The 2,661-nt window shown below is 38.7% G+C and carries 3 protein-coding genes; all 3 read left to right on the plus strand.

Features of this window, described 5'->3' with window-relative positions; translation table 11 throughout:
- On the plus strand, window positions 1-321 hold a 321-nt coding region (locus tag IQ242_RS21950), incomplete at its 5' end, for an RAMP superfamily CRISPR-associated protein (protein ID WP_370583040.1).
- Window positions 318-713: a hypothetical protein gene (locus IQ242_RS21955; RefSeq protein WP_008197475.1), complete on the plus strand. Its 396-nt coding sequence runs from the start codon at window positions 318-320 to the stop codon at window positions 711-713. The genes IQ242_RS21950 and IQ242_RS21955, both read left to right, overlap by 4 nt.
- Window positions 710-2,596: an RAMP superfamily CRISPR-associated protein gene (locus IQ242_RS21960; protein ID WP_193961407.1), complete on the plus strand. Its 1,887-nt coding sequence runs from the start codon at window positions 710-712 to the stop codon at window positions 2,594-2,596. Before IQ242_RS21955 ends, IQ242_RS21960 begins: the two co-directional genes overlap by 4 nt.
- Window positions 2,597-2,661 lie beyond the last annotated feature (65 nt).

Raw genomic sequence — 2,661 nt, forward strand, 5'->3', positions numbered from 1 at the left:
ATTGTGGATGATGAAGACTGTATTGCTTTGGTAGAAACGGGATTGCAGCGAGAAGTGCGCGTTGCTCTTAATGAAGGCGAAAAAACTGTTAAAGGTGGTTCTTTTCGCTCGGAAGAAGCCATTCCCCCTGAAACTGTACTTTTCTTTCCTTGGGGAATGAAACCTGTCAAACAAACCGAAAATACTCAGAATATTCGAGCAAAAACTAGCGAATTACTTAAAAATAAACTACAATTTGGAGGTCTAGAAGGATTAGGTCGCGGTTGGTGCGATCTAAAAACAATTGAAACTACTGAAACTACTACAGGAAGCCAAAAATGAAATTAGATTCGCGTCAATTTAGCAAACAAGCACATAACGCTTTAGTTGAAATAAAAAGTGAGTTAGCAGTAAATTACCACAAAAAAGCTAGTGGATTAGTTCAAGGATTAAGCACTTATATATCTACTTGGGGACTGCATCGACTTAGTGGAGATATGCAAAAATTTCTCGGTGGAACTGCCGAAGATACACGCTATAAAGGGAAAGTTTATCAAAAATTTCTTACTAAGCTCAAAGAGTTTAGCGGGGCAGATTTTGATGTTAATGATCAAGGCACATTAATTCATATGCCTTTAAGAAAATATACCGCCCTCAATCACTTGGCAATTAAATTAGCAAAAGAGTGGTCTTTTTGGTCGCCAGCAGTCTTAGGAGAGGCAGAACAATCATGACGGCACAACAAGAATGGCAGAAATTTTTGGAAAAACTCCAAAAAGATAAAAATCCTCTTTATGACTTGTATAAAGATAGTCAGTTAGAAATAGGTACAGAAATAACTATTTATTTTTCTGACGAAGAAGCGAAAAAAAAAGCAAGTGCTAAATGGCAGAAATTACAAGCCAAGTTTCCGCCACACTGGAAAAATCAAAAGATTAATTTCAAAGTTGGACAGTTAGCCCCTTCCTCCATTACTGCAATGACAAGATCGACAGCAAGAACAAATAATCCAACCAGTCGGAAATTAACCAGTCCTCTACAAGCACTGAATCATCGATTATTTAATAATAATGACACAGCTAAACCAGTTCTAATAGAAGCGGCGGCGGCGGATAAAACTTGTCAGTCTTTATACCAACAATTAACTGAGAAAACTAAACGATTAGCTGATGAAACTCTGACTGTTGAATTCATCTGGAGGCTGCGTGTAGGAGGAATGCGCGGTTTTCAGGAGTTACTTCTTCCTGTATTTCATCCAGTCTATGGTGTACCTTATATCCCTTCTAGTAGTTTAAAAGGTGTAGTAAGAGCTTGGGCAAGACAACATCGACCAGAAGCTGAGGTAAATCGACTTCTGGGGACACTAGAGGATGGTATCGGTTGCGTTCAATTTCTTGATGCTTTTCCCACTGCACCTTGTTTGACTGTAGATATCGCTAATCCTCAATGGAGTTGGGAAAATAACCGAGTATGCTATCAACCTGTCCCCCATTATCTGTTGTCAATGGAAGAACCTGAGATTTTAATTGGGTTGACTCGTACCAGCAGAGGTAAATTAGAAGATGTCAGCAAAGTCAAAGATTGGTTACAAATAGCTTTATCAGCAGGAATTGGTTCGCGGGTTAGTGCGGGGTATGGTAGAACATCTGTTGCTTCTAGTTTGTCTCATCACTCTTCCCATGCTTTTAAATTATGGACGCAAGGGATATATGGCGCAAATCCTCCCACTAAAGATAATCAATATCAGGGAAATAATGAATTTCGTCCCGTAGCAGTGCGAGGGACCCTGCGTTATTGGTTTCGTGCAGTAGGATTAAGTATTTATTCACCGCAGCAATGTAAAGATTTAGAAGGTAGGTTATTTGGTACTATTGAACCGAAAGCTCAAGAAGGACTAATTCGTATTTCTGTAGATTGGGAAGAGGAAGAAAATGATCGCAATCGTCCTTATTTTTGTGAAGGTAATATTCTACTAGAAGCTAAAAATCAGGATGCTCTCAACTTAGCAGAAAAGCTATTGCAATTATCTTCTCATTTAGCAGGAATTGGGAGAGGATCGAGACGATCGTTGCATTGGAATAATCCAATAGGATTAAGGGGATGCCATTGGGAAGTTGACACTAAAAAACTACCTCGTGATAAAAAACTATGGCAGCAGTTTCTTAGAGAGGTAAGAGATTCTTTGCTTGCCCTACAGTCTGCCATAGGAAATCCTGCTAATTGTCCTCCCGGAAATCCTGGCAATCGCTCTCAAGACGTTTTGAATAGTCAGACTCAAATTTATTTAATTTCTTGTCCTAGTTTAAAATATCCTAGAACTGTCAATAATTGGCAAAACGAAGGATTAAGGTCAGAAGTACGGGGAAAAGGGTTGGATTTCCTTTATAGTAGTGGCTTTAAAGGTGTCAATCAAAAAGGAAATGGAAATGCTAATGTTGGCGGACGAATCAGCCAACGAGGAGAAACTGCTTCTACACCTTCTTATGTGTTAATTAAATCTAATTTTCCCCCACAACAGGAACCTTATCAAACAGTAACAATTTTTGGAGTTAACCAGCGTGATCGCGCTACATTTATTCAACAATTAAACTCATTAAACCCTATGCAAATTCAGTAAATTGGCCCGATGCCAACCAACTCAGAGATTTTTTAAAAATTAAACTTGCTAAGAAGTTAAAAGTC

This window comes from Microcystis sp. LEGE 08355, from assembly GCF_015207185.1.
GTDB lineage: Bacteria > Cyanobacteriota > Cyanobacteriia > Cyanobacteriales > Microcystaceae > Microcystis > Microcystis panniformis.

Bases quoted from the DNA above. Each gene is read 5' to 3' on its own strand.
- IQ242_RS21955 (WP_008197475.1), top strand. From the start codon at position 318: ATGAAATTAGATTCGCGTCAATTTAGCAAACAAGCACATAACGCTTTA.
- IQ242_RS21960 (WP_193961407.1), top strand. From the start codon at position 710: ATGACGGCACAACAAGAATGGCAGAAATTTTTGGAAAAACTCCAAAAA.